Source organism: Metamycoplasma phocicerebrale (assembly GCF_003383595.3).
GTDB lineage: Bacteria > Bacillota_I > Bacilli_A > Mycoplasmatales > Metamycoplasmataceae > Metamycoplasma > Metamycoplasma phocicerebrale.
In genome coordinates this window covers 32,908-59,513 of the sequence record NZ_CP033058.2, presented here as the reverse complement: position 1 = coordinate 59,513, position 26,606 = coordinate 32,908, and the positions used below count along the sequence as shown (strand labels likewise).

The 26,606-nt window shown below is 24.2% G+C and carries 21 protein-coding genes; 16 read left to right on the top strand and 5 right to left on the bottom strand.

Features of this window, described 5'->3' with window-relative positions:
* Window positions 1–75: 75 nt before the first annotated feature.
* From cas9 to DMC14_RS00215, 5 genes are all read left to right on the top strand, one after another.
* The gene (gene cas9 / locus DMC14_RS00230; protein ID WP_116171843.1) at window positions 76–3,654 is read left to right on the top strand and encodes a type II CRISPR RNA-guided endonuclease Cas9; all 3,579 of its coding nucleotides are present in this window, start codon (window positions 76–78) and stop codon (window positions 3,652–3,654) included.
* A 114-nt stretch (window positions 3,655–3,768) separates the two neighbouring features.
* Window positions 3,769–4,278 (top strand): helix-turn-helix domain-containing protein, encoded by a 510-nt coding sequence (locus DMC14_RS05625; protein WP_137412643.1) that lies wholly within the window; start codon window positions 3,769–3,771, stop codon window positions 4,276–4,278.
* 41 nt (window positions 4,279–4,319) lie between these two features.
* Window positions 4,320–4,463 carry a hypothetical protein gene (locus DMC14_RS03265; RefSeq protein ID WP_175393431.1) on the top strand — a complete coding sequence of 48 codons (144 nt, stop codon included), beginning with the start codon at window positions 4,320–4,322 and terminating at the stop codon, window positions 4,461–4,463.
* Window positions 4,460–5,173 (top strand): IS3 family transposase, encoded by a 714-nt coding sequence (locus DMC14_RS00220; protein ID WP_217495062.1) that lies wholly within the window; start codon window positions 4,460–4,462, stop codon window positions 5,171–5,173. The genes DMC14_RS03265 and DMC14_RS00220 overlap by 4 nt, the downstream gene beginning before the upstream one ends.
* Before the next feature lie 33 nt (window positions 5,174–5,206).
* Window positions 5,207–5,413, top strand: a complete 207-nt coding sequence (locus DMC14_RS00215) for a TM2 domain-containing protein (protein WP_116171811.1) — start codon at window positions 5,207–5,209, stop codon at window positions 5,411–5,413.
* 290 nt (window positions 5,414–5,703) lie between these two features.
* Here DMC14_RS00215 and DMC14_RS00210 read toward each other — a convergent pair whose 3' ends face one another.
* Entirely contained in the window at window positions 5,704–6,708 is a 1,005-nt protein-coding gene (locus DMC14_RS00210) for an IS30 family transposase (RefSeq protein ID WP_116171706.1), read from the bottom strand.
* A gap of 306 nt (window positions 6,709–7,014) precedes the next feature.
* On the opposite strand from DMC14_RS00210, the gene DMC14_RS00205 reads away from it, so the two are divergent.
* Window positions 7,015–7,311: a virulence protein gene (locus DMC14_RS00205; protein WP_116171841.1), complete on the top strand. Its 297-nt coding sequence runs from the start codon at window positions 7,015–7,017 to the stop codon at window positions 7,309–7,311.
* A gap of 44 nt (window positions 7,312–7,355) precedes the next feature.
* On the opposite strand, the gene DMC14_RS05620 is transcribed toward DMC14_RS00205, so the two are convergent.
* On the bottom strand, window positions 7,356–8,201 hold the full coding sequence (locus DMC14_RS05620) for a leucine-rich repeat domain-containing protein (RefSeq protein ID WP_116171840.1): 846 nt from the start codon (window positions 8,199–8,201) through the stop codon (window positions 7,356–7,358).
* A 72-nt stretch (window positions 8,202–8,273) separates the two neighbouring features.
* Between DMC14_RS05620 and uvrB the strand changes: the two genes are divergently transcribed.
* From uvrB to DMC14_RS00150, 10 genes are all read left to right on the top strand, one after another.
* A complete protein-coding gene (gene uvrB / locus DMC14_RS00195; protein WP_116171839.1) occupies window positions 8,274–10,244 on the top strand; it encodes an excinuclease ABC subunit UvrB in 1,971 nt (656 codons plus the stop codon).
* Between the two features lie 70 nt (window positions 10,245–10,314).
* Window positions 10,315–12,255, top strand: coding sequence for an MnuA family membrane nuclease (locus DMC14_RS00190; RefSeq protein ID WP_116171838.1), 1,941 nt, complete (start codon window positions 10,315–10,317; stop codon window positions 12,253–12,255).
* A 192-nt stretch (window positions 12,256–12,447) separates the two neighbouring features.
* Window positions 12,448–14,103, top strand: coding sequence for a ribonuclease J (locus tag DMC14_RS00185; protein ID WP_116171837.1), 1,656 nt, complete (start codon window positions 12,448–12,450; stop codon window positions 14,101–14,103).
* 23 nt (window positions 14,104–14,126) lie between these two features.
* On the top strand, window positions 14,127–15,377 hold the full coding sequence (locus DMC14_RS05615; RefSeq protein WP_116171836.1) for a hypothetical protein: 1,251 nt from the start codon (window positions 14,127–14,129) through the stop codon (window positions 15,375–15,377).
* A 9-nt stretch (window positions 15,378–15,386) separates the two neighbouring features.
* A complete protein-coding gene (locus DMC14_RS05610; RefSeq protein ID WP_116171835.1) occupies window positions 15,387–17,249 on the top strand; it encodes a hypothetical protein in 1,863 nt (620 codons plus the stop codon).
* A 25-nt stretch (window positions 17,250–17,274) separates the two neighbouring features.
* Complete coding sequence (locus DMC14_RS05605) at window positions 17,275–17,940, top strand: LemA family protein (RefSeq protein WP_116171834.1); 666 nt, start codon at window positions 17,275–17,277, stop codon at window positions 17,938–17,940.
* Window positions 17,941–18,064: 124 nt separating this feature from the next.
* Entirely contained in the window at window positions 18,065–20,035 is a 1,971-nt protein-coding gene (locus DMC14_RS00165) for a DNA topoisomerase subunit B (RefSeq protein WP_116171833.1), read from the top strand.
* Between the two features lie 13 nt (window positions 20,036–20,048).
* Window positions 20,049–20,801: a phosphotransferase gene (locus DMC14_RS05600; RefSeq protein WP_116171832.1), complete on the top strand. Its 753-nt coding sequence runs from the start codon at window positions 20,049–20,051 to the stop codon at window positions 20,799–20,801.
* A gap of 14 nt (window positions 20,802–20,815) precedes the next feature.
* On the top strand, window positions 20,816–22,297 hold the full coding sequence (locus DMC14_RS00155; RefSeq protein ID WP_116171831.1) for a hypothetical protein: 1,482 nt from the start codon (window positions 20,816–20,818) through the stop codon (window positions 22,295–22,297).
* A 6-nt stretch (window positions 22,298–22,303) separates the two neighbouring features.
* Window positions 22,304–23,119 carry a hypothetical protein gene (locus DMC14_RS00150; protein WP_116171830.1) on the top strand — a complete coding sequence of 272 codons (816 nt, stop codon included), beginning with the start codon at window positions 22,304–22,306 and terminating at the stop codon, window positions 23,117–23,119.
* 101 nt (window positions 23,120–23,220) lie between these two features.
* Here the strand turns inward: DMC14_RS00150 and DMC14_RS00145 are convergent, their stop codons facing one another.
* From DMC14_RS00145 to DMC14_RS05595, 3 genes are all read right to left on the bottom strand, one after another.
* Complete coding sequence (locus DMC14_RS00145) at window positions 23,221–24,021, bottom strand: dimethylarginine dimethylaminohydrolase family protein (protein WP_116171829.1); 801 nt, start codon at window positions 24,019–24,021, stop codon at window positions 23,221–23,223.
* Window positions 24,022–24,160: 139 nt separating this feature from the next.
* Window positions 24,161–26,017: a hypothetical protein gene (locus DMC14_RS00140; RefSeq protein WP_116171828.1), complete on the bottom strand. Its 1,857-nt coding sequence runs from the start codon at window positions 26,015–26,017 to the stop codon at window positions 24,161–24,163.
* Between the two features lie 204 nt (window positions 26,018–26,221).
* On the bottom strand, window positions 26,222–26,524 hold the full coding sequence (locus DMC14_RS05595) for a hypothetical protein (RefSeq protein WP_127922955.1): 303 nt from the start codon (window positions 26,522–26,524) through the stop codon (window positions 26,222–26,224).
* Window positions 26,525–26,606 lie beyond the last annotated feature (82 nt).

The following is a 26,606-nucleotide window of genomic DNA, read 5'->3' as shown; positions in this document are numbered from 1 at the left end:
AATAAAAAAAATATTAAACTAATAATAGTTAATTTTTATTTAATTTGGAAAAAATATTATTTTAAGGAGTTTGAAGTGAAAAATAACGAAAAAAAGATTGATGTTAGTTTAGGATTTGATTTAGGAATAGGTTCAGTTGGGTGGGCTATTATAAATAATTATAATAATGAGGTTTTAGAATTAGGATCTAGATTATTTAATGAACCACAACTAGCTTTAGATAGAAGAGAAAAACGGTCTATAAGAAGGTCCCTAAGAAGAAAAGCTTATAAAAATTTACAATTTAAAAAGTTGGTTTGAAAATATAAAGAATTATTTGGAATTAATTTATCTTCACTAGAAGAAGTAGATGAAATTTATTTAAAAATGTCTAAATTACATTCTAATATTCTTCATTTAAAAGAAAAAGCATTAAAAGAAAAAATAACAAGTGAAGAAATGATTTGAATATTGCATGATTATCTACAAAATCGGGGCTTTTTTTATGAAGTCATAGATGAAGAAAGTGAAAACAAAAAAAATATAGAAGTAACTATCTTCGACACTAAAAAATATAAATATCCTACATTGTTTCAAAAAGAATTTTATGATAAACATGGTTGATATAATGGAATTGAGTCATTTGAAAATGTAAAATTTTCTCATAAGCATTGAAAAGAAGAAATAAGTTATTTATTTTTAATTCAAGAACCACAATATTCGAAAGACAAATTAGAAAATTTTAAGAAGGACTTTTTTAAACTTTATGACTTTATAAGAAATTATGAATTTGGTCCGGGAAGCATAAATAGTTATAGTCCTTATGGTATTTATGAATATGATTCCAATAACAAATTGATTCAAAAATATAATTACATTTGAGAAAAAACTATGGGTAAATGTAGTATCTTTTCCGATGAATATTGCGCTCCTAAAAAGTCTCCTAGTGCAGAATTATATGATTTATTATCTAATTTCAATAATTTGCGCCACTCTAAGGCTAATGATTGATATTTAACAGTTGAAGATAAAAAGGACATTATAAACAAATGATTAGAAAAAATAGTAAGTTTTGATAATGATTCTTCTAATAAAAAAATAAAAATGCCTATTTTAAATTATAAAAGTATATTAAAATATCTTAAAGATGCTAAACCGGAAATAGCTGATTTATTAAAAGAGGAAGATTTTAAAAATAATGATTTAGAAATAACAAAACTCGAATCTTTATTTCAATTTTTATTAATTTTTAAAAAAAATAATGCTAATTTAAAAAATTTAAATGTAAATAATATTTTTAATTTTGCTAAAAAACTTGATCTAATCTTTGATGATTTAGTTAAATTTAAAGATATAGATAAAAGATATTTGAAAGTGAATAAAAAATTTATAGATTTTTTTAAAGAGTATTTTTCTAATCAAGAAGATATTCAAACCACTATTTTAGAAATAATAAAAAATTCAAAATTCAAAACAATCAAAAATCATTCTATTTCCTTGAAAGCCATTTATTTAGTTTTAGATGATTTATTAAATACAAATAAAAATTTATCAAATTTTAAGTTTGATAAAAGTTTTAAATTATATAATGCTATTTTAGAAAATGAAAAATTACTTCAAGAAAAAGGATTATTAAATTCAAAAATAAAATCTAAATACTTAGATAGTTCGTTTTTAAAAGATTTAGTAGCGGCTCCAGCTGTAAAAACGTCTATAGCAGAAACCATCAAAGTATTTAACCAAATAATTAAAGAATATAAAAATAAATACAATATTTCTAAAATAGGTATTGAAATGCCTAGAGATAATAATTCAGATGAAGAAAAATTAAAAATAACAACTCAAAATAAACTAAATAAAAAGCGTTTTGAATTAATATCAAAAAGAATATTTGAGTATTTAGGAAAACAATATGATATTAATGAATTTAATTTAAAAACAAAACAAAAATTATTGTTGTATTTTCAACAAGATGGTTATGATCCATATATTAATCAAAAACTTGATCTTTTTAAAGTTATTAACGATTCCAGCTATTCTGAAATAGACCATATTATACCTTATAGCATTAGTTATAATGATGCTATTACAAATAAAATATTAGTATTAAAATCTACAAATCAAAATAAGGGAAATAGAATTCCTAGAGAATATTTAACTGAAAAACAATTTGAAAAATTAATCGATTTTTGTAATCAAAAATTCACTTCTACTAAAGATAACCCATTTTTTGACGCTAAATCTAAAGAAGCAGAGAATAAAAAAAGAAATTTATTGCATGAACTTATAACTGAAGATGATGAAATCGAATTTGCAGCAAGAAATTTAAATGATACAAGATATGCAAACAAAATGTTTTTAGAAAAATTGAATAATTATTCTGAAATAAATGATAAACCTTTTAATGTTGTTACAATAAGAGGCAAATTTACAAGTTTAATGAGAAAATTAGGGGGTCTAAGTCCAAAAGATAGAAATCATTTTTCTCATCATGCTATTGATGCTTCAATTTTGGCAATAGTGGCAAATAATTATAACCCAAGAGCACAAAAACTAGCTTTTAAAGATCCTAAATATTTGGTAAAAAATCATAAAATATTTGACTTTGAAACTGGAGAATATATTTGTGAATTTAAAGATTTAAATTTAAATGCAATAAAAATATCAAATATAATTAAAAATTCAATGACTGAAGTATTTGATGAAAAGAAAAATTTAACTAAAACAAAATCAGACATTATAGATAAAATTAGGTATTCAAGAAAGTTGATTAAGGATTATAATATTGAATTATTTAATGATACTATTTATTCTTTAAGAGAGGATTCTAATGGGGATTATAGAAAAATTGAAAGAATTTCAGTATTTGATATATCGCCAAAAATTATTTTAGATGAAGAACAAAAAGAATTAGTGTTAATGAATAAATCGCATCCACAAGAGTTTGCAAAAATCAACAAAATATTTTTTGAATATAATGAAATATTATTTAAAGAAAACAATTCTAAAAAGATAACCTCGAAAGATATTTTAAATAGATATACTTTTGATTTATTTAAAAACTTTAAAGAAGAATTATGCAAAGATCCTAATAAATATGAAGAAGAAGCCAAAGCCTTTTTAAATAATGAAGAAAAAAGAGCACTAATAATAAAAAATGAAAATGGCTTTTCTTATGTTAAAAAAATAAAAATTTTTGGAGACAAAATTGATATAAATAATGTAAGTTTTATAAAAAATCAAGATAATAAAAGTTTTAAGCAATCATTCAATTGGGTTGCCTTGCTATTATACAAAGATGATAAAAATAAATATACATACTTACCTGTAAATGCAAAAATATATCATTTTAATAATAATAAGCAAATAAATTTTAAAGACGAATCCATATATTTACAAAAAGAATTGAAAAAACAAAAAAAACTTAATAAGATACCCTTAGATAATAAAATAATTGATGTATTTTATAAAGGGACAATGTTAATAGATTGTTCAGAAATTATTAAAGACAAGCAATTAATTTATATAAGTGGAGCTACCAACGGTAGAATAGAATACAAGTATTGCTCGCATTTAGAAAAAGACCATGATTCCAACAAAATTAAAAGAAATCTTAAAACAGTCAATTCATTATTAACAACATATGAAAAAATAGATAAATCAGTTTTAGGCTAATTTTAAAAATAAGAAAAGATAAAAAAGTAAACTAGGACAAAAAAAGTTAACATAGCTATATAGTGAACCCCTAAAGTTGGACCAAACAACGGAATAACTTTAGGGGTTTTTATTATGAAATTAAAAAATGAAGAAAAAATAAAAATAATCAAACTTTCAAATGAAGGTTATAGCATTAAAGATTTATGTGAAATGTATAATGTAAGCAAAACTACAATAGCGACTATTAGATCTCTATATAAAATACATAAATATGATTTCTTAAGCAAAAACAAAAAAAATAACTATTCTTTTAATTTTAAAATTTGAATTATTAAATTAGTTAAAACTGGTCGCTCTATTCACGATATTGCTGTGAAATTTAACATAAATTCTGGTGTTATTTATAGTTGAATAAAAAAATATTTAAATTTAGATTATAATGGTCTTAAAAGAAAAATAGGAAGGCCATGTAAAATGAATTTAAATAAAAAACTTAAAGAAAAAGAAACAACAACAGATAAAGATAAAAAAATAAAAGAACTAGAAGAACGTAATGCTCAGCTTGAAATGGAAAATGATTTGCTAAAAAAATTGAGAGCCTTGGTTCAACAAAGGAAAGAGCAACAAAAAAAGAAAAAGTAATTGTTGTATATGAATCAAGGCTAAAATATCCTTTAAATAAAATGCTATTATTTTTTCAAATTGCTAAATCTACATATTTTTATATTTTAAAAAATATAAATGAAGAGGATTCTAACAAGAAAGAAAAAAAATTAATTCTTGACATTTTTAATAAAATAAAGCAAGGTATGGATATAGAAGAATAACTTTAGAACTAAAAAATAGAGGCTTTATTATCAATCATAAAAAAGTAAAACGATTAATGAGTGAGCTAAATATATACGGTAAGCAACCTAAAGCTAAATATAAATCATATAAAGGCGAAATTGGCAAAATATGCAAAAATCTTTTATTAAAAAAAGTTGTTGACAAGAATAAAAATATTACTTATTTTAATAGAGATTTTCAAACTAGCAACATAAACCAAATTTGGAGTACAGATGTTTCAGAATTTCATATTGCTTCTGGAAAAGTATATTTATCACCAATTATAGATGCAAATAGTCGCGAAATTATATCTTACACAATATCAAGAAGTCCAAATTTTAAACAAACTATTGATATGTTAAAAATTGCCTTTAAAAAACACAAAAATTTAAATGGTTTAATTTTGCACTCTGATCAGGGTTGACAATATCAAATGAAAGAATATAGAGATATTCTAAAAGAAAAAAACATTCTGCAAAGCATGTCTCGAAAAGGAAATTGTTATGACAATTGTATAATTGAAATTTTTTTCGGAACAATGAAGAATGAAATGTTTTACGGTCATGAATATGAATTTAAGTCATTAGATGAATTAGAAAACGCAATGCACAAATATATAAAGTATTATAATGAAAATAGAATAATAACAAAATTAAGAGGAATGACACCTAAACAATATAGATGCCATTCGCTTAATAATTTAAAATAATTTTTTTAGTCCAACTTTTGGGGTTCACCCTACTTGACACTGTTATCATTTTTTTTAGGCGGATTAGGTATTGATAGATTTTATGCCGGAAGAATTGGTTTAGGAGTACTTAAAATATTCTTTGGTTTTGGAATTTGACAACTAATAGATTTTATTCTAGCAGTTGCAGGTTTACAAAAAGATGCTAATGGAAAATTAATTTCAGAATGAAATCCTGGCAAAACAAGTACCAATAGCTAATTTTGCTATTATTTTAATTAAAAATCAAGCAAGTTTTATGTGCTTGATTTTTAATTTAAAAACTTGAAATAAACATTGAAATTTTATTTAAATTTAAATGTCCTTAAATGAAATATCAAGTGCAACACATAATTGTGCTTGATGTTTTTATTATATATTTAAAATTTTAAAGTTTGTAAAAATATATGTTTTTTTTGTTTTTATGTATTTTTTAAACAATTTAAATAAACAAAAAACACCGTTTATTCGGTAGAAATAAATTCTAATTTATTTATTTGTTAATTATTAGCTTAGATGTAATTTTCTTTTAAAAATAGTTCTTTTGAAGATTTTCAACCAAGTATTTCTCTTGGCATTTCATTTATTTTATTTGAAATATTTTGTAACGTTTCAATGTTGATTGTATTAAAGTTAAAACCTTTTTTATATTCCCTTCTAATTAAACCATTTCAATTTTCATTTGAACCACGTTGAAATGATGCATAAGGTTCAGCTCGATAAATTTTTATTTTTAATCATTTGGCTAATATTCCTATTTTTTCAAATTCTATACCATTGTCAATTGTTATACTTTTAACAATTAAACTATTTTCTTTTATTAGCTTGCGTAGTTGAGTATTAATTTCATAACCTGATTTACTTAAAACAAATGTTGCAAAGCCTATTCTTGTTTTTCGTTCTGTTAAAGTTAAAATATTTCTGAAACCAGTGCTGCGCTTGCCAATTACTAGATCAGCTTCTCAATGACCATATTCTTGTCTTAAATCTATAGATTTAGGTCTAGTTCAAATCGGAAAAACATAGCTAGCGCTTGTAACTAATCTGCTTACAACTGAAGCTGTTCGTTTGCCGCCCTTTTTATAAAAACTCCTTAATCTATTATGTTTTTTAATTGTTCATTGATTGCTTTTTATCCAATTAAAAACAGTTCTTAGTGATGGTAATTTAATTTTAAAATTAGTTTTAATATAGTGATATGTTGATTTTATACCAAAAAACTTTTTGTCATATTTTTGAATAAAAATGTTAGTAAATTCTTTATAGCTAAAATTAACATTAAATCTAAACATATATTTATGAGAATGTCTTTTAAACGATTTTATATTTGCTGCACAAGAATCATAATTTCCAGTTAAATCAAGATTTCTTTTTATTTCTCTAGAAATGGTTGAAGGACTTCTGCGTAATCGTCTAGCAATTTTTCGTATTGAATAGCCATTATCCATTAATTTTTTGATAAAAAATCTTTCTTCATAAGAAATGTGAAAATATTTTTTAAATGCTTTATAATTCATATTAGGTCTCCTTAGGTGTTTTTTGTGAGGCCTTTTTTTATTTTTTTAAGTAGAAAAAAATTCAAGCAACCTCACACTAATATTTTATCAATAAAGTGTTGCACTTGAATTTTCAATTCAGCAATGTTGAGACATAAAACTCAACATTTTTTATTTTTGTATTGATAATTAATTTAATAATATATCTTTTTAATTAATCTTATTTTTTGATTTTTATTGTTAAGCATTTTAGTAAAAAATAACCATTAGTGTTTTGTGGTATAATGATTTTAATAAGTTTCTAGACTTAATAAAGTAAGGAGAATTATGTACGGCTTAGTTTTTTATTTAAAAAAAGAAATACTAATGAGAGAATATGATCAAGGCGAAAGTGATTATAAACAAGCATATGAAGATATAAGAGATATTTTAAGACATTATGGATTTCATTGGTTGTCAAATAGCTTTTATTTTTCTCGTTCAATAAATAATTTGTTGCAAATTACTAAGGCACTTCAACATATAAAATCAATTTCATGATTCAAAAAAGCTTTGGTTTCTTTACACGTTTTTAAAATGGAAGACTTATCAAACTTTACAGAATATATAATAGGCGAAGAATAAGACTTAGTCTTATTTTTTTATAAAAAAAGCTAGATAAAGCTAGCTTAATCAACAATCTTATAATGTAAGTTATTATTATTTTTTAAAGCATTTTGTAGAAATTCTTTAAGTTTTTGATTATTAACTTTCAAATTAACTACTTGTGAGTTTTGTTGCCCTTCATAAAAGAAAAGTTTCTCTGAAGCGTTGCTAATTTTATCGTGTAATTCTAAATTAACAAATTTATTTAAAGCTAAAGCAGACTCTTCAATAGTATTAATATTATTTAAATTAATAGTTGTTAATCTATTTTTAGCTAAAACTCCCACACTCAATTTCTTTAAATCTTTTAAATCATCTAAATTAATTGAATTAATTTGATTATTTCAAAAAGCACCTTCTTCTATTTCTTTAATTGAACTTGGTAAAACAACAGCTTGCAATAAGTTATTAGCAAATGCATCTTTTTTAATTTTTATTAATTTGTTAGATGCTATATCAAATGTTATTTCTTTTAATCCTAATCCTAAAAAAGCACCTTCTTCTATTATTTCCAAAGATTTTGGTAAAATAATTTTTTCAATATTTATTTGTTTAGTTAATTGGTTAATAATCCCGGCCGGAGGTGTTAGCACCCCGTCTTTGTTGTTTGGTGAAATTGCTTTTATTAATAATTCTGATAAGGCGGCATATGAAAAAGCGCCTTGAGGTATTACTTTTATCTTTTCTTTACTCAAGTCTAATGTTTTTGTATCTTTATTGTAATTTTCTCTACCTTTTGCCCCCAATACAAAATCCTTTGCAAACTCATTATAAGCTTCTTTATTTCCGCAAGAAACAAGAGAAATTGAAGTTGCAAAAGGTATAGATAAACCCGTTAATGTTAATAATAATTTTTTTGTTTTTTTCATAATTGCTTATTATTTTACCATAAACTTTATTTATACTTTTAAAATATAAACTAATAGTTTATAATTCTAGTCATGAATAACTTTAAACTTTTTTCTAAATTTCAACCTTCAGGAGACCAACCTCAAGCTATACAAAAATTAGTAGACGGTATAAAAAATAATAAAAAACATCAAGTTTTATTAGGAGTTACAGGTTCTGGTAAAACATTTACTTTAGCAAATGTTATAGCTAAAACAAATAGGCCTGCTTTAGTTATTAGTCATAATAAAACTTTAGCTAGTCAATTGTATACTGAGTTGAAGGAGCTGTTTCCCGAAAATAGAGTGGAATACTTTATTTCTTATTTTGATTATTATCGTCCAGAGGCTTATATTGTTTCTTCTGACCAATATGTTGAAAAAACCTCTAAAAATAATAAACAAATTGAAGCCATGAGAATGTCTGCTGTCAATGCTTTAAGTACAAGAAGGGATACTATTGTTGTTGCTAGTGTGGCTTCAATTTATGGAGAATTTAATCCACAAGAATATCGAAAACACTTTTTTCCTTTAAGTTTACATCAAAAAATTACAAGAAAAGAAATAATGAGAAATTTAGTTAAATTGCGTTATGACAATAAAAGATTTTCTCCAAATATTGAGCAAGGGGAATTTAATAGTTTTGGGAACATTATTACATTAAGCCCTGGTTATAAATTCGATTATAATATTCAAATAGAATTGTATGATGATGAAATACAAAGTATAAATTTTATTGATCCAATAACGAAAGATATTGTGGAAAAAAAAGAAGAAATTACTATATTTCCTTCTACTACATATTTAATAAATATGGAAAATATGGAGCAAATTTGCAAAGAAATTGAGCAAGAAATGCTTGACCGAGTAGTTTTTTTTAAAGAAAAAGAAAAATACATAGAAGCTCAAAGAATTGAAGATAGAACGCGCAATGATTTAGACTCTATTAGAGAATTTGGCTACACTAATGGCATGGAAAATTATGCAAGATATATGGATGGTAGAAAACAAGGTCAAAAACCATATACTTTATTTGATTATTTACACAAAGATACAATTATATATATTGATGAAAGCCACTTAATGCTACCTCAATTAAAAGGTATGTATGAAGGAGATAGATCAAGAAAAGAAACACTTGTTAATTATGGTTTTAGATTACCTTCAGCTTTAGATAACAGACCATTAAAATATAGTGAATATCAAGATATTGATTTGCCTAGAATTTATTTATCTGCTACCCCAGGCGATGAAGAAATTTCAAATGCAGATGGAGAAGTTATAACTCAATTTATAAGACCTACAGGGTTGCTAGATCCAGTAATTGAAATTAAGCCAAAAGCTAATCAAATTAATATAATTCATGATTTGTTAAAAAATCAAATTTCAAAAAACGAAAGAACTTTAATTTTGACGCATACTAAAAAAAGTGCTGAAGAATTAGCTTATTATTTAAAAGAAAAAAAGTTTAAATCTGCTTATATACACAATGAATTTAAAGTGTTTGAAAGAAACAATATTTTAAATGGTTTAAGACTTGGAAAATATGATGTTGTTATTGGAATTAATTTATTAAGAGAAGGAATTGACTTACCTGAAGTTAGTTTGATTTTAGTTTTGGATGCTGATGTTACAGGATTATCTAGAGATAAAAGGTCGTTAATTCAAATTGTTGGTAGGGCAGCTAGAAATGACCATGGAAAAGTTATATTTTTTGCTGATGAAATGACTCAAGCTATGAAAGATACAATTGATGATAATTTATTAAAAAGAAGTATTCAACAAAAATATAATACTGAACATAATATTGTTCCTCAAACAATAATAAAACCCATTCCTAAAACAATACAAGATGTAGCTATGAATTTTAAAATTCAGGATGTTGGAAAAGAACCAAATGCTTATAATAGAAAGTATATAAAACAATTAATTAGAGAAATGGATGAAGCTGCAAAAGCTAGAGATTTTGACAAAGCAATTCAAATTCAAACATATTTAAAAGAAAATAATATAGATATAGATTAAAAGCAAAATCTTTGCTTTTTTATTTTTATATTTTTATAAAAATATACAGAAATTCTTTATCATTGTATTTATGGATAAAACAAAAAAAATACTATTATTAACATCACTGAGTATTACAGCTTTGCCCCTTATTACTATAAGTTGTAATAATGAAAAAGACAATAAAACAACTGAATATGAAAAAAAATATATAGATATAAAATCAGAATTGGCAAAAAATAAATATAAAAAAGATATTTTCCAAAAGCCGGTTGAAAAATTAAATAAATTTTTAAATGGAATTACTCAAAAACAACTAGATAAAAATGATCCCCAAGAAATAAAACTACTAGATATAAAATATAAAGAATTTTTAAAAGAGATTGAAAAAATTATTCAAGATCAAAAAAACCAAGCTAAAAAAGCTTTAGAAGATTATATTAATGAACTTGAAGTTAAATTACAAACCTCTGAATTAAGAGACGATCAAAAAACAGATTTAACTAAAGCCCTAAATACCGCTAAAAATGTTTTAAATGACCAATCTTCAACTAAAGAGAACTTTGAATTAGCTAAAAATACATTGCAAAATTCATATGAAGCTATATTAGCTAAACCTGACCCACAAATAGAACTAAAAAACCAAGCTAAAAAAGCTTTAGAAGATTATATTAGCGAACTTGAAGTTAAATTACAAACCTCTGAATTAAGAGACGATCAAAAAAAAGATTTAACTAAAGCCCTAAATACTGCTAAAAATGTTTTGAATGACCAATCTTCAACTAAAGAGAATTTTGAATGAGCTAAAAATACATTACAAAATTCATATGAAGCTATATTAGCTAAACCCGATCCACAAATAAAACTAAAAAACCAAGCTAAAAAAGCTTTAGAAGATTATATTAGCGAACTTGAAGTTAAATTACAAACCTCTGAATTAAGAGACGATCAAAAAACAGATTTAACTAGTGCCCTAAACACCGCTAAAAATGTTTTGAATGACCAATCTTCAACTAAAGAGAACTTTGAATTAGCTAAAAATACACTACAAAATTCATATGAAGCTATATTAGCTAAACCTGATCCAAATACCCCTCAACAAGAAAATAGTATTAAATGAGGCCACTGAAATGTTTTAAATTTTACTGGTGATGATAGTAAACAAGCTGATAAAACTAAAAGAATAGCTCTTTTAGCGTTTTTAGAAAAATTTGATGTTTTAGGATTAACTGAAGTTGACAGATCGGAAGGAGTTCAAAAATTAGTAGATCTTTTAAATTTATACGGAGCTTCTAATAAATATTCTTTTGTAGTTTCTCAAAAATTAAAAGGTGATAAATTTAAAGCTAATTCAGCCGAACATGTTGCTATTATTTATAATAAATTAAAAGTAACACCAGTACCTTTTGATAATGGCAATATAGGCTATAGTTATACTCAAACATTTGCTGATGATTTTGGCGATTCTGCTGCTCAATATGCAAGACCTCCTTATGGAGTTAAGTTTAAATATAACTTAAAACCAGAAAAGAAAATGACCTTTGTATTTGCCCACTTTGACGGTCCGGGCGTTAAAAAAAGCGCAGGCGAAGAGTCATATAAAGGTATGGGTTCATTTGAATATAGAGAATCAAAACAACTTGTTAATGTTTTAGATTATTTTGACTCAATTGATGGAATTCAAAGTAATATTTATTTTGGAGGAGATACAAATATAAAATTAGGAAAACAAAGTACAGCTTTTGCAGCAATGAAAAATAAATATATTTCTCTATTTGAAGACAAAGAAGAAAATAAGACCTCTTTAGGACGAGAAAAACTTTGATCACAACCATATGATAAAATGTTTGTAAAAAGCGAATTTACTAATCAAAACCATTTTATTTTTAATATTTATAAAACAAAAACCGACCAAAGAATAATTGATTTATTTACTCAATATAATGTTGCTTTAAGCCAAAATGACAAAATCTGAACAGCTTCTGTTTTAAGCGACCATACTTATATTGGTTCTGAAATTATTATTAATTAAAAATATTTTAAAAGTGCTTTGCACTTTTTTAATATAGTTGTTTTAACTAAAAGCATGCATTTTTTGCTTTAAAAATTTTTAATTTTTTATTCTTTCTTTCTTTTTATATAAAAAAGAAGTAAAAAGTTGCTAAAATTTTGTTATTAAAAACTTTTAATTTCAATTAATAATAAAAAGATTTAAAGGAGAATTATGAATAAAATAAACTTTTTTGCATTAGGCGGACTAGATGAGAATGGAAAAAATGCCTATGTATTAGAAATTAATGAAAAACTTTATGTAATAAATTCTGGTACAAAAGTTCCAATAAATTCACACAATGGGATAGATACTTTAATTTGTAATTATGAATATTTAGAAAAAAGAAAAAAAGATATAGTAGGCTTATTTATTACCGATGTCAAAAATGAAACATTTTCAGCTGTGCCATGGTTATTAATGAAAATACCTGGGTTAAAAATATATACAAGTCCTTTTAATAGAATTGTTATACTAGATAGAATTACCAAATATAATATCGGATCACACGATTATGAAATAAAAACAATTAATATACCTCTTAAATTAGGAGATGTTATTGTTAGTCCATTTGATGTTGCTGGAGGGTTACCAGGCCAAATAGGATTAAATTTTGAATATTCAGAAGGTAATATACTTTTTATGACTAATTTTGTTGATGGCGATTTGGGGCCTTATGGAAAAACAGATGTTTCAAAAATTAAATCTATTATTAGTAATAATAAAAAGTTGCAGTTATTAATTTTAGATTCAGGGCATTCAAATTATCCAGGCAGAAGTATTGATAAATTATGAATATCAAAAAAAATAGAATATAAATTTAAAGAAACTCCAATGAATAAAAGAATTATTGTGGGTCTTTATGATGAAGATATGATAACTGCTCATGAAGTTTTGGTTTTAGCCAAAAGATATAATAGGCCAGTTATTACATATGGAAGAAATTATTCTCAATTTATTAATTTAGTAGCAAAAATTAATCCAGACTTGCAACTACCAGAGTTTGTCGATTATCGTTTAGCTAATGAACAAAAAAACGCTGTTGTTTTAGTTACAGGAGCTATTGAACGTTTATATTTAAGATTTATTAGAATTGCTTCTAATAATGATGTTTATTTAAAATTAAGACCAGATGATGCTGTTATAGTAATTGCTCCCCCAGTTAATGGGTTAGAAGTTAATTATGCTTTAACCTTAGATGAAATAGCAAGGAATACACCCAATTTAATTGAATTGGGTTCTGATCAATATTATTCTTGTAATCCTACTAAAGAAGATATTTTAAATATAATTAAGGCATTGAAACCAAAATATTTTATTCCTATTCAAGGATTATATAGATATTTAGTTGTTGCTGCTCATTTAGCTAGAGATGCAGGTATGAATTTTAATAATTGTATAGTTTTACAAAACGGTAGAATAGCTGAATTTGTTAATAATGAATTAGTTTCTCAAAAAAGAGGAATAAAAAATATAGGAGATACAATTATTGATGGTTTTGGAATAGGTGATATTTCGCAAGAAGTTATAAATGAAAGAGAGACATTAGCTAGAGATGGAGTTATAGCTTTAAGTTCCTTAATAGATTACAAAACAAAAAAACCAATTGGTACATTGCACATATCTTCTTATGGTATTATTACAAAAGATAATAAAGAAATAATACATAAGATAGTTAATGATTTGTTTTTTAAGGAATTTGAAAATTTAAGTGCATCTGAAATAGATTTAAAAGCAATTCAAGAGAAATTGCGTAAGAGCATGAAGAAAAAAATTTACAAATCTTTAAGTAAAGAACCAATGTTTGTTATAACTTTATATGAAATTTAATTAAAATTTAAATAGGTAAGAAAATGTCAGAAGAAAAAATAGAAAGCAATTTGCAAAATATAAAAACTAAAAAAACCAAGTTTTATTACTTTTTAAAAGATAAAACTTTTATTTGAACAATATTTAGTTTTATAATAGTTTTCTTTATGGTTATATCTTTCTTAAATATAAAAGGATTAACCACAATACATTCCTATACTTTTGGAATGTTCTTTGGTATGTTTTCAATAGCAATTTATATTGTTTTATTATTAGTTGCATTTAAAAAAATATTTAAAATGAAAAATACTTACTCTGTAGGTGTTTTTCATTTTAGTTTATTACGGATTAGTTTAATTGTGTTTTCTTTAATAATGTTAGGGACAGCAATTTATTACACTAAAAATAAACCAGATTTATATTCATATAAAAATGCTATTTCTAAAATTATGTCTAAATGATATATAGATTTTAAATATAGCACAGCTAGTCCTGAAGATGCGGCATGATTACCTTATAAATGAACACCAGGAGCTATATTTAGTATATTGCATATATTTAGTTCATTTCTTGGAAAAACAGCCGGCATGGTTATATCTTATATAGTTTCAATAATACTTTTTTGTTTATCATTTACTACTTTATTTATTAGTGATAAAAAGTTTGTCAAGTTAATTCCTTCAAAATTTAGAAAAGATAGAGTCAAAATTAAAACAAAAGTTCAAAAAAATATAAATGTATCTTTAGATAAACAGGAAGCTATTAATAACAACTTGCAAACTAAAGAAGAAATAGTTATAAAACAGCTAGATTTAACTAATAAGCAAGAAAGTTTAATGTTAGAAAGCATTAAAACTAATGAAATGTCGTTTGATACTAATACAGGTATTCTTTTAGAAGAACCGGATTTTAGCACTCAAGAATTTGAAGTAGCAATGCAAACGGAAATGAAGGAAAATAATTCATTTTTTAAAAAAAATGAAACTGAAATAAACGTAAATTATCAATTAAATAATTCTATTTCGAAAATAAATGAAGATACAATTAGTGATTTAACTAAAGAAGAAGAAATTGATATATCAAAAGACTCTAACGCAAGTATATCTTTTGAAGAAGAATCAGAATTATTGAAAGACCAAACAAACATTAAAGAACCAGAAAATTTCTTTACAAATGAAAACGCTATAAATAACAAAAAATTTTTTAAATCTAATGAAACTGAAATAAATAAAAAAAGTTCAACAAAAAAAACAAAAAGATTTTCAATAATTGAAGATAAAGAAGATTTATTTTAGGGGATAAAAATGAAAAAGCAAAATAAAAAAGAGGAATTAAAATATACAAAATCTAAAATAGTTCGTGAATTAGATTGAGACAAAATATTTACAGATCAGGTGCATACAATATACGAACCTTTAGTTGCAAAAATTAAACCAGCTTTAGATAAAGTTTATAAAAAAATAGTTTTAGATGAGCACGCTGAAGAAATAAAATTTATTGATGAAAATGTGACTAAAATTCAAAATTTGCATTCTGAAATAAAAGTAGAAAAAAAGACAAAAAAAATTACTGCTAAAAAAGTTTGCAACGGTTTTATTTTATTTTTTTCTTTTTTATTAATAGGTTTGCCCTTTCTTGGTTTTTATCGTAAAAATAGAAAAGCTATCAAAGATTTTAAGGAATATAGCAAAATAAGATTAGATGAAATTTCTAAATTAATCGTAAATAATAACATTATTTTAACTCCTATATACAATAAATTTTCAATTCTTGAATGAAAAAATATGCTTTTGAAGGAAATGGAAATAAATAAAGTCAATAATATAGAGGTTTCTGAAATTGCATTTTATTTATTAAGCCCTACATTTTATTCTTTTTATTCTGTTAATAAATATGATATTAGAAATTCATATTATTATGACATACTTTTTGGTGTTGAGGTATGACAAAATATTGTTACTTCAGCTACAGTTTATAAACAAATTAAAACTAAAGATGGCTGAACTTCAATACCTATAACAGCTTATCATAGCGAGCCAACACCTTTTATTACAACTAAACATTCAGTTAACATTCCAACAAATTATTTACCAGAATTAACATTTAATCCTAATTCTGAAAGATTAAATCAAAAACAATATAATCATAAACTTAAAAAAGGGGAATTTCTTTTAGAAAACCCCGAGTTTTATCAATATTTTAATTTTGATTTTAATGATAAAATTAAATTTACCACTTATTTTCAATTAAAAACACAAGAAAATTTCATTGATTTTGCTAAATATTTCGATAATGATACTTATGCACTACGTAAGTATAAAAAGAATTTATATACTACAAGAGTATATAACGAAAATAGATTGTCTTATTCTAATGTCCACAACTGATTGCAACTCTTAGTTGATTTGAAACAACCCATTAATTCCGATCATATATATAATGTAATTTATAACATAATGACTTCAACTTTGAAACCAATATTTAAATCTATAACACAAGCTTATTTAAATAAAAATATTGCTTCCGAAGATTTAAACACACAAGGATATTATTTATCAACTTATAAAGATGATAAAAAATATATTCAAACAAATAAGATTGGATTATTTGAAATATTTAATAAAGCAGTCATGGGTTTTAAATATAAACTAGAAAGTTTTAATCCAGCTAGAAAACCCTCTTTTGAAATTAAAGAAATTTTAGAAGATAATTTTGGCGAAGGAACTGTTGCAATGCGTATTCAAATGTCTTCATATTGAGAAGAAAATTTAATTGATTCTGTTTATAAAAGCGGAGTAATAATTAATGTGCCCTTTGTTAGATATAATTCTTTTAATGAACAAAAATGAGTTATATATAGTCCTAAATATAAGACTAAAAACGATGGTTCCTTTGTTTCCTTTAATGACACTCAATACGAGAAATCAGTGCTAAATTTTCTAAAATATGGTTTTGATAATAATTTTACTAATTTTTCATACAATACAGTTGCAGCCAATAATAAAGAAGAGTTGGAATTTAATATCTCTTTAATTAAAAAAATAGTTGACGGAAATGACAAGAACAGCAACAATATTAAAGTTTTAATTGATAATCAAGGCTTATTTATTTTTATAAATAAGAAAATTAACTCAAAAGAAATAGAAAAAATATTTAATTTATTATAATTTAAGTACAAATAAGGAGAAAAAAATGTTATTTGATTCAAGAACACCACAAGAAAAAGAGGGTTTTAAACCGAATGTTGATAATTCAATTAAGCACCCTGAAGTTTCGGGCGGCGAAAAGTTTTTATATGTACTTTTCTTTATATTAACATTCGGTTTGTTTATAATAGCTGTTATAAGTAGAAGAAATTCTTTATTAGCACAAATGAATAGAATACAAGAAGCATCATCTTTAATTCAAGCGGCCGAAAAAAAACGAAGAGCTATTTTAATTAAACAATTAGATACAGTTAAAGGATATGCCCAATTCGAAGCTAAAACATTAAAAGAAATTACTAAATACCGTTCAAAACTTTCAGATCTAGAAACAGAACAAGATCCAGCAAAAATTAATGAAGCTTTAAATTCAATTCAAAGAGGAATTAACATTCAATTTGAACAATATCCAAATTTAAAAGCCGATAGAACATTTTTACAATTTCAAACAGAAATTAGCTTGCAAGAAGATGAAATATATTCAACAATTAGACATTACAATGCAATTGTTAGAGTATTTAACTCAAATATTTATCAATTTTGAACAAATATAGTAGCTAAAAAAATGGGAGCTTACAATCAACCTTTATTTCAAGCTTCAGAACAAGAAAAAAGAGATGTTGATACAAGTTCGCTATCAACAATGTTTGAATAGAAGGAAAATACCAGTTGGTATTTTTTTATATTTTAGTTAAGTCTTATTAGCTTATTTATAAGCTAAAAGCAATAAATTTGATATAATTATTAAATATTATTATCATGTTGCAAAGGAGATTGATATGTCAGAACAAAAAAAATATGAAGCAAGTGATATACAAGTTTTGGAAGGTTTAGATCCGGTTCGTATTAGACCAGGTATGTATATTGGTTCAACAGGTTATAAAGGTATTCACCACTTGATATGAGAAATTCTAGATAATTCAGTTGATGAAGCTATGGCAGGTTTTGCTACACAAATTAATGTCACTTTATATCCAAATAATTTTATTGAAATAGAAGATAATGGTAGAGGTATGCCTGTTGATATACACCATTCAACTAATAAATCTGCTGTGGAAACAATTTTAACAGTTTTACATGCTGGGGGAAAGTTTGATAGCAACAATTATAAAGTTAGTGGGGGGCTACATGGAGTTGGTGCTTCTGTTGTTAATGCTTTAAGTGATTCTTTTGAAGTTTGAGTAAAACGTGGCGGAAAATTATATTACCAAAAATATGAACATGGTGGAAAACCGCTGGAAGATTTAAAAGTTATAGGAGAAGTGTCCTTAAATGAAACAGGTACTAAAATCAAATTTCATCCTGACTATACAATAATGGATAAAATAGATTTTGATTTTGGCACTATTAGCGATCATATAAAACAAGTGGCCTATTTAAATAAAGGTCTGACTTTTAATTTATTTGATATAACTAAAAATACTAAAAAAACATTTTGCTTTGAAGGTGGTATTGTAGATTATGTTAAAGAACTTAACAAAGGTAAGAAATTAATTAATTCAGATGTTATTTATGCTTTAGGTTCTATTGTAGATCATGAAAAACCAACAGAAGAACAATTAGCAAATAATCAAGAACCTAAAAGAGTAGATATTTTAGTTGAAGTAGCGTTTCAATATAACGAAGCTTATCAATCTACAGTTATTTCATATGCCAATAATATTCAAACTACAGAAGGTGGAACACATGAAAGTGGTTTTTATGATTCAATAGTTAGAATTTTTAATAAATATGCAGAAGATAATAAATTATTTAAAAATGCAACAGAAAAAATAAGTAAAGAAGATTCAAAAGAAGGATTGATTGCGGTTATTTCTATTAAACATAGTAATCCAGTTTTTGATGGACAAACAAAAGCTAAGTTTGGTTCTGCTAATGCTCGTTTTGCAACTAATAAAGTTGTTTCAGAAGTGTTAGAAAGATATTTAGCAGAAAATCCTATAATAGCAAAAAATATTATTAATAAATGTTTGCAATCACAAAGAGCAAGATTAGCAGCTAATGCAGCTAAAGAAGCTTCAAGAAAAAAAGATGGTTTAGAATTTAGCGGGTTACCTGGAAAATTAGCTGATTGTTCGTCTAAAAATGCGGAAGTAAGAGAATTATTTATAGTCGAAGGTAATTCTGCCGGTGGGTCAGCTAAAGGTGGCAGAGATCGTAGTATCCAAGCTATATTACCATTACGTGGTAAAGTTATTAATGCTGAAAAAAATGATCGTACTAAATTTTTATCTAATCAAGAAATTCAAACCATTATTCACGCTTTAGGAACAGGCATAGGAGAAGAATTTAATATTAATAAAGTTAAATATCATAAAATAATAATAATGACAGATGCTGATGTCGATGGAGCGCATATAACAACTTTATTATTGACTTTCTTTTACCGTTATTTAAAACCTTTAATTGAATATGGTCTTGTATATATTGCTATGCCGCCGTTATATAAAATAGTTGCTGGAAAAGTAGTGGAATATGCTTATAATGACGTTCAAAAAGATGAAATTCTTGCTAAATTAGAGGATAAAAAAAGTGTATCTATTCAACGTTATAAAGGGCTTGGAGAAATGGATGCAGAACAATTGTGAGAAACAACAATGAATCCAGAAACTAGAAAAATGTTACAAGTTCAAATAAACGATATGGCAATTTGTGACACAGTATTTACTACATTAATGGGAGAAGAAGTCGATCCACGTCATGATTTTATTGAAGAAAATGCTAAATACGTTTCAAATATAGATTTTTAATAAAACAAGGAAATTAATGGAATTATTAAAAAATCAAGGTTTTACAAATAAAACTTATTACGATAAAGAAAAAAAGCAGTTTATAAAAATAAAAAATTATGATTCTTTTAATCATAAAACTTCTAATTCTATTTTAAATAATTTGAATTTTGTTCCTAAAACTATTTTTGAAGATAATACAAAATTAATTAACGAATGAATTTCTGGTGAACTATTAAATAGTAAGACAATTACAGATGAAGATTTAAAAAAAATAGGTCATTTATTAATAACACTGCATAACTCAAAGTTGCCTTTTTATAAAGAAAATCAGATAGCCAGAAGATTTAAAGTTTATAGAGAAAAAATATCAAGTTTAAATAGAAAAATTCCGGTTTTAGATAAATACTATAAAAAGATTAATTTATTTTTAAAAAATATTGATAATTCAGCACCTACCCATAATGATTTGTGATTATTTAATTTTATAAAAAACGAAAAGGGAATTTTTATAACTGATTGAGAATATGCAACAATGGGAGATGTCCACTTTGATTTAGCTTATTTTATCGAATCTTCAAATTTAGATTCAAGACAAGAAAAAATATTTCTTGATGCTTATGGTGATGATTATGAACCAAAATTTTTAATGGCTCATAAAATTATTGTGAATGCATTAATAGTTTTGTGAATTAACAAACATGAAATTAAGCCTTTTGATGATTCCATGTATATTGCTAGAGTTGAAAAGCGAATAAAACTATATGATAAAGAATATCGAATATAAAAAAGAGCGTAATTATGTATTTGAAAGAAAAAGAAATTTATATAGAAGATAAACAAAATAAAGAAAAAATAAATATTATGCATGAAACTTTAATATCTATTTTAGGAAATGATATAGATAATAAAATTAATCATGCACGTTTTTATTATAATGAAGAAAATAATATGTATTTTATCGCTCAATATAAAGATATTTGAGTTCAAATAAGAATTCCAAAAAAAACAAATATGTATGATTATGAAACAGAACGTAAAATAATTAAAAATTTTAAAGATTATTTGTTCATAAAAGATGGAATAATAATAAAAAAATGATTTCCGGGAGCCGATTTATTTCAAATCAAGCTAAATTCAAAAGTTATTTATTCAATTCTAAATTGTATAAAAAATTTTCAATCTTTAAATATAGAGGTCAAAAAATTTAACTGAAATAAATTTAGAATTTATGATAAAAAATATCATGAATTACTACATGGATACAAAGATGATGAATTAGTTTTAAGTCATAATAACATTCAAAAACATAATATTATTATTAATAAATATGGTTTTGTAAAATTAGTTGATTTTGAAAATTCAAGCTTAAATAATCCATATTTTGATTTGGTATCCTTATATTTGTATGCCGGCCTAGATAAAAATACAATAATTGAGTTTTTTGATCTTAATGAACAAAAATTTAATGATTTTATTTATTTAATTAATACTTATCGCGAAGCAGAATATAAAAAAGATTATTGTAATTTAACTATTAATAAAAATAAAACTCCTGAAACTTTAAATTTATATAAAAGTAAAAACGTTTACGAAAACAAATTTATAGTTCATAAAAGCCACAATCAATTTGATAATAGATTAATTATTGATAAAATTAAACATTTTTATTTTGTGCCAATGCATATTTATGAAGATGATAATAAGGTCATATGAAGATGATTAAATAACAATACTAATTTTGAAATTAATTCAAGAACAATTAAAATTATAGCTAAAGCTATGAGAACTTATCATGATTCTGAAGTTGAATTTCCAAGCAACATTTTAGAACAAAAAGTCAATTGATATCTTGAAAACATTAATAAAAAAGATTTATTTTTAGATATAGGTGCAAAAGATTTTATAGATGAAATTTTGTCTTGAATAGAAAATCTAGAGATTGATGCCAATTGTCATAATAATCTTAATTTAAGCAACATTTTATGAGGCGAAAATCAAAATATTTTTATAATAGATTGATCTGTAGCTTATAAAAGTTCTAGATTTTTAGATATAGCATTAATGTTTGAAAATTTGCACGTAAATAGTAATTTAGAAGCTTATTTTTGAAAAACATATACTATTTCCAAACCAAAAGATTTTTATAAATATAGAATAATAGTTTTATTTACAGAGTATTTATATAGTAAAATTTTGAATGGAGATTTGCAAAGAGCTAAAAATAACGCAAAAAGAATTAAAGAAATTTTAGTTGAAGAACATATAAAACAAAGCAAGTAGGTTACAATGGCAGAAAAAGATTTAGAACAAAAAGAAACCATAATTAACAATACAAATACAAATGATGATTTACCAGTTAAACCAAAAAGAAATAAGAAGAAAATTGTATCGTCAGTTTTTATGTTTGCAGGAATAATTTCCTCTGTTGTTGCAATTACTGCAGTTTCTATTTATTTTTCATCATCTAAAGAAAAAACAAGATATTTTATATTGGATAAAAAACAAGATGTTAAAGTATTGGAAACACCAATAACCACGCAACAAAAAAAATATAATATTTCTTTAGAAAAAAACATTATGGCTCAAGATTTATTTGATTTAGATAAATCAATTGAAATTAATAAACCAAAGTATGATTACGGAACAAATACAGCAGTTTTATATTCTTTTTATAATACTGGTTATAATTTTGAAAAAGAATTTGATAATAAACCAAATATAGGCCAATTAGAAGCAAATTCATTAAATAATATAGTTTTAGATTTAAATTTAAAAGAAAAATTTTTAGCATTTAATAAAACCTTAAAAAAACCCATAACTTTTCATTATTTTATTCAACAAATTGCCACTATGAAATTACCTATTTCTTATTTTTATAAGGGCCAAAAAAATAAATATTATTTTTTAAATTCTAAACCAGGCGTAGCTGGTTTAGAGATTAAGGAATTTTTTACTAGAATTCACGAAATTGTGAAAAGTAATAATAATATAAAAAATTCTATTCCTAATGATTTTAGAATATTAATTTTAGCAACCACTAAAGAAGGAAAAATACAAAATCTAAAATTTAAAATACAAATAGATTTTGATATCCTAACTTAATATATTTTTTTAATATAAAGCAATTAGTAAACAAACAAATATTAAAAAACCAAGCATTATTTTGCAAAGCTTGGTTTTTAATAAATTTAATAAATTCTTTTTTAAAATCTAACTGATAAACAAGTAAAACCACCATCAATTTTTTTGTATTCAGATGTGTCAGATTCAACTATGCCTTTGTATCCTTTTAATTTTGAAAGCATTTCTTTGGTTTTTGGATAACCAGACGGCATATATAAAGTTCCATTAATATAAATAACATTCACTGCGTAGTCTTCTTCTTTTGGAACCTTGATTAAGTTATATTGTTGAAATTCTGGTGTTTGTTCAAATTCACCTGTTACTAATAAATTGTTATTTTCTATATAAGTTGTTCCTGTTTTTAAGTGTAAAAATTGATTAACAGGAATAGCTACTACTTTAATACCTAATGGTTTTACAAATTCTGTGAATTGATCAATTGCTTCTTGATTAGTTCTTTTACTTAATCCAATATAATATGTATTTCCAATAGGTAATACATCGCCGCCATCCATATATCCTGGCGCCTTTATATATTTAATTTTATCTTCTGGAAATAGTTTTTTAATTTCTTTTTCCATTTCCAATTTTTCACCATTACGTGTTTTATCTCCTGGGTTTGTCATAATTGCCAATTTGTTTGGGATAATAACAACAGGGTCCTCAACAAAACAAGAATCCGGATATTCTTCTAAAGCTTTTAATTCTATAACTTCAATACCTAATGATTTAATAGTTTTAACATAATCTTCTCATTGTTTAGCTGCTTTTTCATATACAGGTTTTCCCAAATGAGCCAATTCTGCTCAATCGTTAATTCCTTCAACCATTGATTTACCTGGTTTTCTAACTATAAATCTTTTAAATACTAATTCATTCATTTTTTTTCTCCTTTATTTACTATATAAATAATTATACCTTATCAAAATAATAAAAAACCAAGCATAACGAATATTAGGCCTGGTATTTTATTATTAATGTTGACATAATTAAATAAAATAATTTTTCATTTTTAAGAAATTATTGAAACCCATTAAATTCCTTTTGCAAGGTTCATTTTTGTGAAATTCCTTCTATAGAAACTTCTACTTCAATCTTTAATGTTTTAGTATTTTCTAGTTTTTCAAATTTTGTAATTTTAAATGTAAAAGGTTCGTTGGTAATAAATTCAATATTATCTTTTTGTGCATCTTTTATTTTTGTGTTTGCAATATCACCTTTGTAATTAATAGTAATTTTTGAATTAACATCTGATTGTGTTCATTCACTTGGTTTTCCAGTTTTAAAACCTGTTATTGTTTTTGTAAATTCACCAATTTTTTTAAAACCACGTTTTTGTTTAACCTTTATAGATACCGTTCCACCTAGTTCATCATATGTTACTGAAACAATTTCATATTTAAATTTATTTTTAATACTCATTGGAAATACGTGATGATTTTCTCTGCCTGCTTGAATAGCATAAAATTTTGCATAGTCAGAAGGTTGAGCTTTGTTTGTAAATAAATTTAAATAAACAAATTTAATATTTAAATCACTTTCTTCAACTGAATAAGTAGTTTTAAATCCAGTAATTTCTTTTATTAAATTAGTATATACAAGCGAATTATCTTTTGCATTAAGAACTTTAATATTAAGCATTAAAATTCCTTCATCTGATTTTGTTGTTTGAATTGATCTCAATTCATATTTATATTTAGTTGACTTACTATTTAGTACAATTTCATTTTCTTCTATATCTTCCACATTTTTTGTACTATATTGGTCTTTACTTAAATTACTTATTGTAATTTCAACATCATTTTCGTCAAGAGGTAGTTGCTTTTTAAATCCAGTAATTTCTTTTATAATTACTCCTATATCATCTCCTGTATCTTTATTTTTTTGAGTAATTTCAATAATAATTTTTCCTTCTAATTTATCAATTTCTTTTACATAAACGCTATATTCAAAATTTGAACTTTTGCTTGTTACAGAAAAAGTAATGTCATTTGTAGCATAATGATTTTGTAAATCATCTATTGATATAGTAGCTTCTTTAAATTTAATTTCGATGTTAGCATCATTTTCAATATTTTGATTATTTTTAAAGCCAGTTATTGTTTTTTCAACGTCATATTCAACATCAAATTGTTTAATTTTTAAACTAACTGTTACACTATTTGCTTCCGAATATGTTCCTTCAATAGTTGCAGTCCATCCTTTTGGTGTATTTATTTTAATTTTTTTAGAATCAAAATTTTGAATTTCTGTGTTTTCAACATTTGAATATTCTAATTTTGTTTGTTCTTCAACTTCTTCTTTTGTTAAAGTAACAATTTTGAATCCTTCTAAAAATCTTTCAAAAGTATATGTTTTATTTTGACTTGTTGCTTCTAAGTTAACTTTAATTTTGTTAGCAGATATTATTTCAAAATCTTTAACTTTAACAGATACTTTTCTTGGCGCAACAATACTTAGCTCTTCTTTTTTAAAATCAAAAACTTGTTTTTTAGATATATAAGGATAGTGAATTATAACTTTTTCTTTAATTTCTTCTTCTGTTAAAGTCACTAATTTAAACCCTGTTATCTCTTTTTCTATTTGATATGTAACAGAACCATTTTGAGCTTTAATTCATAATTTAATTTTATTTTCTTTCTCAATGATTTCTTTTTTTACTATTTTATACGATCAATTTTTTAATCCTTCAAATTGTATTAATAAAGGATCAAAATCTTCTATTTCAGTTTCTTGAATATTGTCATATTTCAATTTAAGTCCTGAAAAAACTTTTTCTTTACTTTCTTTTGTACAACTAGTTACAAGACCAGCTGATATTGCTGCAAGCCCAGGAACTATTGAAAAATATAATAATTTTTTTGTGTTTTTTTTCATAAAACCCCCCTTTGTTTATTAACAATTTAATTATAATTCTTTATTTTGTTATTTTCATTTTTATTAATAATATAGCGCTTAAAACAAGTTATAAATTAAAAAAATGTGTAAAAAATAAAAAACTCACAATTAAGTTGCATTTTTGTTGGTACAAAATTCAATATTTATCATTTATATTTTATAGATTTTTATATTTCAAAAAATCTATAAATTTTGAGATTGCATTTGTTGGTTATTAATTTTATTATTTTTAATTATAGATAAAGATTTAAATGCAGCTACAACAGCACAAACAATATTCATTATTATGTTTATTAAAAATAATACTCCTATCAATATTCCTCCATATGATCCTATAAGAATCAAAGTTATGACAATGCCTCAAGTTGATGCTGTATAATTATTGCTCATTATTAACATTGTAATAGCAAAAATAACATAAAATATGTATATTGTCTGAAATATAATATTTAAAATTAAATTAGATAAATGCAATTGCCTTTTCATTTTTTTCTTTCTAATTTTAAATTTCAAATGACTAATATTAAAAAAATTTATTATATTAAAAACAAAAAAATTAACTTTTTAT